The organism is Glaciimonas sp. GG7, from assembly GCF_052976905.1.
In genome coordinates, this window is sequence record NZ_JBRIIQ010000048.1 from 24730 (window position 1) to 31690 (window position 6961).

At 51.4% G+C, this 6961-nt stretch carries 6 protein-coding genes; all 6 read right to left on the minus strand.

What is annotated here, in order from left to right; translation table 11 throughout:
• Positions 1 to 33: 33 nt before the first annotated feature.
• Positions 34 to 2361, minus strand: a complete 2328-nt coding sequence (locus ACVBEF_RS12555) for a TonB-dependent receptor (protein WP_447124282.1) — start codon at positions 2359 to 2361, stop codon at positions 34 to 36.
• The gene (locus ACVBEF_RS12560) at positions 2342 to 3025 is read right to left on the minus strand and encodes a hypothetical protein (protein ID WP_447124283.1); all 684 of its coding nucleotides are present in this window, start codon (positions 3023 to 3025) and stop codon (positions 2342 to 2344) included. Before ACVBEF_RS12560 ends, ACVBEF_RS12555 begins: the two co-directional genes overlap by 20 nt.
• A gap of 66 nt (positions 3026 to 3091) precedes the next feature.
• Complete coding sequence (locus ACVBEF_RS12565) at positions 3092 to 3499, minus strand: ExbD/TolR family protein (RefSeq protein ID WP_447124284.1); 408 nt, start codon at positions 3497 to 3499, stop codon at positions 3092 to 3094.
• 223 nt (positions 3500 to 3722) lie between these two features.
• Positions 3723 to 4433: an MIP/aquaporin family protein gene (locus ACVBEF_RS12570; protein WP_447124285.1), complete on the minus strand. Its 711-nt coding sequence runs from the start codon at positions 4431 to 4433 to the stop codon at positions 3723 to 3725.
• A gap of 64 nt (positions 4434 to 4497) precedes the next feature.
• Positions 4498 to 6003 carry a glycerol kinase GlpK gene (gene glpK / locus ACVBEF_RS12575; RefSeq protein ID WP_447124288.1) on the minus strand — a complete coding sequence of 502 codons (1506 nt, stop codon included), beginning with the start codon at positions 6001 to 6003 and terminating at the stop codon, positions 4498 to 4500.
• A gap of 96 nt (positions 6004 to 6099) precedes the next feature.
• On the minus strand, positions 6100 to 6961 hold an 862-nt coding region (gene glpD / locus ACVBEF_RS12580; RefSeq protein WP_447124286.1), incomplete at its 5' end, for a glycerol-3-phosphate dehydrogenase.

The window sequence follows — 6961 nt, forward strand, 5'->3', positions numbered from 1 at the left end:
TCCGGCGACAGTTTTACGTAAGTCCAAAGACTCTTAGAAAGAGCCTGCCAACGTCACCGACAACGCGCGCGCGCCACCGACAATGTAGTACGGCACACCGGCTGCGGCTTTGCCATAGGCGACGGCGTTAGTTGCCACGCTATTGACCGAAGCCAGATACTGTTTATTCAACAGATTCAGGCCAGCTAGTGTGATGGTTGCACCCTTCATGAAACCGATCTTTTCGAAACGATAGCCAGCGGTCAGATCAAACAAAGTAAATCCGCCGATTTTTTCGTTATTGGTTAAGTCACCATAGACGCTGCTGGTGTATTTACCTGTCAGCGTTGTGAAGAAACGCTTGTCGTCATAACCCAAACTGGCACTCAACATTTGCCGTGGCGTATTGGTAAACTGCTTGCCCTTGGTTGGCAAGGTCACGCCGTTGGTGACAAAGTTATCCTGCTCAATGGCGCTGGTGTAGCTGTAGGCGCTATGTACATTGACCGTCTTGGTCAACGCGTAGCTGCCTTCCAGCTCAACGCCTTTGTTGACGACATTACCGACGTTGAAGTTGAAAGTCGTACCGTCAGTGTCGGCAACCTGCGCCATACGGTTTCTGAAACTAATGTAGTACAGAGTTGCGCCAAAAGCAGCGCGCTCGGTCGTATAGCGCCAGCCCAGTTCTTGAGACCAGGAGGTCTCCGGTAACTGATCGGCTTTGCGCACCACGGTTCCGTTTGGCAGCACGGTGTAGTCATACAGTGTGTAATTCTGTGGTGCGCGGAAGGTATGAGTCGCGTTATAAAACAGACTGTTTTGTTGGTCGATCTGGTATTTCAAACCCAGACTCGGCAACAGTTCTACATAGTCCTTGCTCGCCTTGACATCCTGATGACCGGTATTGGCCAGCGTGCCGTAATCGTCCCCGCTACGACGTACACGATCATAGGCAACCCCGGCGAGCAAGCTGAAATGATCGTTAAAGACGACCGAATCCTGCAAGAAAGCTTTCTGCGAAATGGTCACGGTATAGCGATTCCGCCCACTAGCCTGGACGATGTTGCCGGACTTATCGACCAGTGCATAGGAATGTCCCCACGCATCAAACGGACTACCGGTTTGGTCAATCGGAATAAACGGTCCGGTTTGCATTTGACGCGAACGCTCGATCCAATAACCCAGGCTCAGGTCATTCGCACCCACACTGGTTTTAAGAATAGTAGTGATCCCGGGACGATAAGTAACGGTATTTGAAATTTTATAAAAAGCATCGGTGCGCGCGCCGCTCGGTAACGTCTGCGTGGTTAATGCGCCTGCCGGGAAACCAATCTGACCAGAAGAACCACCGCCATTGCCGTACCAGAAATACGGATTAACGATCAGTTGCAGATTGTCTGCTAGCTTGAACTTACCGTTGAGGACCGCCAGATAGTTTTCGAAAGGATTCTGGTGAAACTGGTAGTAATTGGTACTGACCTTGCCATTGCTGCCCAGCAGTGAATTAGTGTAAAGCTGATTGCTCACGGCGAACTGCGCTTTACTCTCGGTACTGAACTGGTCGTTGTCTTGACGGTTGTATTTGAAAGTGAAATCCAGACTGTTATCAGCATTAATATCTAGCACCGATTTCGTCTCAAAACGATTCGCCCGTAAGCTGCCTGGTTCACGCCATTTATCTTCACCGGTATGCGACATCGAAAACCATGTGCGTAGTTTGCCGATACCCAGATCATGCTCACCGAGATTGATACGGACAAATTCCTTGTTGAGCTTGTTGTTACCGACGATCTGTTCGATATATGCGCCAAACTCTTTGGTTGGCAGCATGGTCACCAAACCAATATTGCCACCACTGGCACCGATATGCGGGGCATCGGTATCGGTCGAGCCTTGCGTGACAAAAATTTGCTGCAAATTCTCGATATCGCCCAGTTCAGTCGGATAAATAGCGTAGTTACCGGAGTCATTGACTGGCGCGCCATCGACAGTAAAACCAATCTGGTCGGAATTAAAACCACGCATAGTGAAGTTGGCGTCGGCCATTCCGGCGGCGTCGCTGGAGGTAACGTGTACACCCGGCATGGTGTTGAGCAATTGGACCGCATTATTGGTTGCCGGCCGTTGTTTGAGCGCCTCACCAGTAATAGTCGAACGCGATTTCGGCGCGTCTTCATCGACCATCAACCCACCGCTACGCACATCGCTCTGAACATCGATGCTGCCCAGATTAACGTCCTCAGCCGCAAATACCATAGGCGCAGTTGCGACTAAACCAGCGGCCATCATGGCAATGTATATTGGCTTGCAAACTAAGCCTCTGCGGTTGCGCTGATGCTGGATTTTCCCCTTGCCATTCATACTACTCCCCTTGCGTTGCATGTTGATCCTCTGTTGTATTGTTGTAATTAAATGTGACTGAAAAACGCTTCTTGTCGATACCGGAGAATGCCTCCGGCGGAAATTTCTCAACTTGTTTCAAGCGGCGCAAACTCCCCTCTGCGGCCCGATTAAGAAGCATGCTTGATGCCGGCGCTTCAATTCCGGAGGCGATGACCTCACCACTACGGCTAACCTCTAGCCAGACCACTACCTTGCCCTGCGGTTGCTCCATGCTGGCTTCACGCGAATGGGGATAGACCTTCTGGCGCTCTACCTCAGCCTTCAATGTGGCGTAATACGTTTTTTCAAGGGAAATATTCACACCAGGCTTGTCCGCTACCGCTGGCGACACAGACGCTACCGCTACGACCGGAGCGGTCACTTCAGGTGTCGGATGATTGGTCGGATTCTGTGATGGTGCTATTGACGGCGCTGCTGACGGTGACGCCGTCGCCTGAGGCGAACTCCGAACAGGCGGCGCTGGTGCTTGTTCCGGACGCGATTTAGGTATTTGCGGCGGAGGCACCAAAAGGGGTTGCAATGGCACAGGCGCTATCGGTGCCACTGTCCTCAAGGAAATCTGTACTAGCGATGCATCGTGCGGCGGTACGACCTTGGTCGCCGTATGTACTCCGGCGGCGATCAGCACTACGAGCAGCAACATTGCTGGAAAACCTGCAATAACATCACGAAAACGAAACAATAAAAATAGCGGTAACATAAATCCGCCTTACGGTTTTTGAGTAGCGATAGAGATCGACTCGAACCCGTTTTTCTTCAATGTGTCCATCACATCCACCAGCCGCTGAACTTCAACGCCACGATCGCTGTTGACGATAATATTGGGATTTTCAGTCGTTTTTTTTGATGCATTCAAACGCATCGGAAGCGCGTTAATAGTGGTATCGATACCATCGATTTGCAATATATTGCCAAGCCCGATGGTGATGACGACTTTATTTTTCGACGTCAAATTTTGCGCGCTGTCGGAGCCGGGTAAATGGGTTTTCATACCAAGCGCCGGAATGACGTTAAGACTGATTAGTACAAAAAATACCAACAGAAACATCATTACGTCGATCATAGGAATAATTTCGACGCGTGCTTTACGCTTTTTTGGTTCGTCCCAACTACGCATGACCACACCTCTATTGCACTATTTTGAGATAACAAAAATTATTTTTAATTACTTTTCCGCAACTGGTGCGAAGAATAACGAGGGATTATTTCAGCAGCATTACACGTGGCATTGATGTGGTTGTAATGCCACGTGCGTGCAAACTACACATTCTGAGTTACCAAAAAAAAACGCAGCCTAAAGGCTGCGCGAAGTACTACGGGGATATCCAACAATAATGGCATCAACTCATTTGCACACCATATAAAAATGCTGCCAATACGCTACCAGTGAGGGAACCTACGACAGGCACAAAGGCATACCCCCAATCGCTGTCGCGCTTACCGGGAATCGGTAACAGTGCATGCATCAGACGCGGCCCCAGATCGCGGGCCGGATTAATCGCATAACCGGTCGTTCCTCCCAATGAGACACCGATACTCATCACCAGCAACGCGACCGGCAGTGCATCAAGCGCACCTAATCCGTATTTTGGTGAGGCAATGTTCAATACGCCATAGACCAGAACAAACGTCCCGACAACTTCAGAGATGACATTGCCAAATTTATTGCGAATGGCTGGACCGGTACAAAACACCGCGAGCTTAGTATCGCCGCACGGGGTTTGCTCAAAGTGCTTGCGATACACCAGCCAGACCAGGAGTGCACCCATCATGCCGCCCATCATTTGCGACACGACGTAACCTGGCACATCGCTCCATTCAAATTTACCGGCAACGGCAAGCGCCACCGTCACAGCCGGATTGAGATGCGCGCCGCTGGCTGAGGCCACCGTAAAGACGCCGACGAATACCGCCATTGCCCAGCCGACCGTAATCACAATCAAGCCGCCGCCATGACCTTTTGTCTTATTCAAAATGACGTTCGCTACCACGCCATTTCCCAGTAAAACGACTAATGTAGTTCCTACAAATTCACCTAATAAGGGATGCATTCCGTTTCCTTTCAGAAGTCACGTCCGAAAATCAGAGAGTACGACCAGATCAATGACGACTTAACTACGCGCCGTCATTGTCATCAGCCCACGCCGTTGCGGCAACAATCGCACGCTGCCAGCCCTTGATATTCGCCTTGACCTCTTCGGCTGGCAAATTCGGATGAAAACGCCGGTCTAACTGCCACTGTCCCCGCACATCATCCGTACTGCTCCAATACCCGACCGCAAGCCCGGCAAGATAAGCCGCGCCGAGAGCAGTCGTTTCGATGACTTTTGGGCGCACGACATCGACGCCCAGAATGTCCGACTGAAATTGCATCAAAAGATTATTTTCTGTCGCTCCGCCATCGACGCGCAACTCAGAAATAACAATGCCGGAATCGGCCTCCATCGCCTTCAACACATCCATCGTCTGATACGCGATACTGTCCAACGCGGCGCGGGCATAATGCGCCGCAGTCGTCCCGCGCGTGACGCCAAACACGGTCCCGCGCGCATGCGGGTTCCAGTGCGGTGCGCCCAGACCGGCAAAGGCTGGCACCAGATACACGCCATCGGTACTAGTGACGCTGCCGGCCAGACTCTCTACCTCGCTCGATTCTTTAATAATTCCCAGCCCATCGCGCAGCCACTGGACTACCGCACCAGCGATAAAAATACTGCCCTCCAACGCATAACTGACGTCATCCCCAATCTTCCAGGCGACAGTTGTGAGCAAATTATTCTTCGATATGATTGGCGTCCTGCCAGTATTCATCACCATGAAACAACCGGTGCCATACGTATTTTTGACCATGCCAGGCTCGGTACACATCTGCCCGAACAATGCGGCCTGCTGATCGCCCGCGATTCCCGCGATCGGAATTTCAGAACCGAATCCTGCCGGATCGGTACGACCATAGACCTCACAGGACGATTTCACCGTTGGCAGCATGCTGCGTGGCACGCCGATCATTTCCAACAATTCATCATCCCAATCGAGCGTATGGATATTGAACAGCATCGTGCGCGAAGCGTTTGAAACGTCGGTGATATGCAATTTGCCGCGCGTCATATTCCACACCAGCCAGGTATCGACAGTACCGAATGCAAGGCGACCTTGATCGGCCAATTGCTGCGCACCATCGACGTTATCCAAAATCCAGCGTATTTTCGTGCCCGAAAAATAGGAATCCACCAGCAATCCGGTTTTTTCACGGATTTTCTCGGCGTATCCACGGCATTTCAGTTCATCGCAAAATGCCGCCGTACGCCGATCCTGCCAGACGATCGCGTTGTAGATCGCTTTGCCAGTTTCCCGGTCCCAGACAATCGTTGTTTCACGCTGATTGGTGATGCCAATGGCGGCAATCTTGTCATGCAGTCCGACAGTGGTTGCGGCCTCAGCGGCTACACCAACCTGGGTCGACCAGATCTCATGCGGATCATGCTCAACCCATCCGGGTTGCGGGTAAATTTGATGTATCTCTTTTTGTGCCCTTGACACAACATTGCCCTGCCGATCAAACAGAATCGCGCGCGAGCTGGTCGTACCCTGATCCAGGGCCAGTATGTATTTTTCTTTCAATTTGTCTACTCCAGGAATGTGGGCGTGCATGCACGCTCCATTATTTTAAAACTTACGCACAATCACCCGGCGGCGTTGTGAGTAAGTCCTAACTTTTTATGAAAAACAACTCTTTGCAGGTTGTATTGCATCGTGGACATCGCTTCCTTTAACACCATTCCACGTCTCTAACCATGCAGTTAAGCGCGCAACAGCTGCCTCATCGAGACGCAACCCCAACTTCGAACGGCGCCAGATAATATCCTCCGCCGTAAGTGCCCACTCGTAGCGTACGAGATAGCGCACCTCAATCTCATACAAGTCAGCGCCAAACAGCTCGCCGAGTCCGGCCAGGCTGTCGATACCATCCAATAAAATAGCAATCCGCGTCCCGTAGGCGTGCGCATAGCGCTTTGCCGTCGCGGCTGGCAACCAGGCGTAACGTTGCACAACACCTTGCAAAAAATCTGCAAAACCAACCTCAATATCGCCGCCAGGCAAAGGGACATACGCGGTCCACTCTTCGGCCTTCATATAACGAAACAGCGGCTGCAACTTCTCCATCGCATCTTCCGCCAAGCGCCGATAAGTCGTAATTTTTCCACCGAAGACCGACAATACCGGGGCCAGATCTTTTTCAACCGCCAGCTCCAAACGATAGTCACGCGTGACAGCCGAGGGATTGGCAACCTCTTCTTCTAACAATGGACGCACACCAGACCACGACCAAACGACTTGCGCCGGTGTGACCGGGATAGCGAAATAACGATTCACCGATTCGCACAAATAAGCCGTTTCTTCTTCTGATATTTCAACCTTGCCCGGGTCGCCGGTGTACTCAACATCGGTCGTACCGATGGCGGTGAAATCGTTTTCATACGGAATCGCAAAGACGATCCGCTTGTCGGGATTTTGGAAAATGTAAGCGTGGTCATGATCGAACAAGCGTTTGGTGACGATATGACTACCCTTGACCAGC

What these genes read in the sequence shown, in the direction of transcription:
- ACVBEF_RS12555 (WP_447124282.1), bottom strand. Translation starts at nt 2,361, where the DNA reads ATGCAACGCAAGGGGAGTAGTATGAATGGCAAGGGGAAAATCCAGCAT.
- ACVBEF_RS12560 (WP_447124283.1), bottom strand. Translation starts at nt 3,025, where the DNA reads ATGTTGCTGCTCGTAGTGCTGATCGCCGCCGGAGTACATACGGCGACC.
- ACVBEF_RS12565 (WP_447124284.1), bottom strand. Translation starts at nt 3,499, where the DNA reads ATGCGTAGTTGGGACGAACCAAAAAAGCGTAAAGCACGCGTCGAAATT.
- ACVBEF_RS12570 (WP_447124285.1), bottom strand. Translation starts at nt 4,433, where the DNA reads ATGCATCCCTTATTAGGTGAATTTGTAGGAACTACATTAGTCGTTTTA.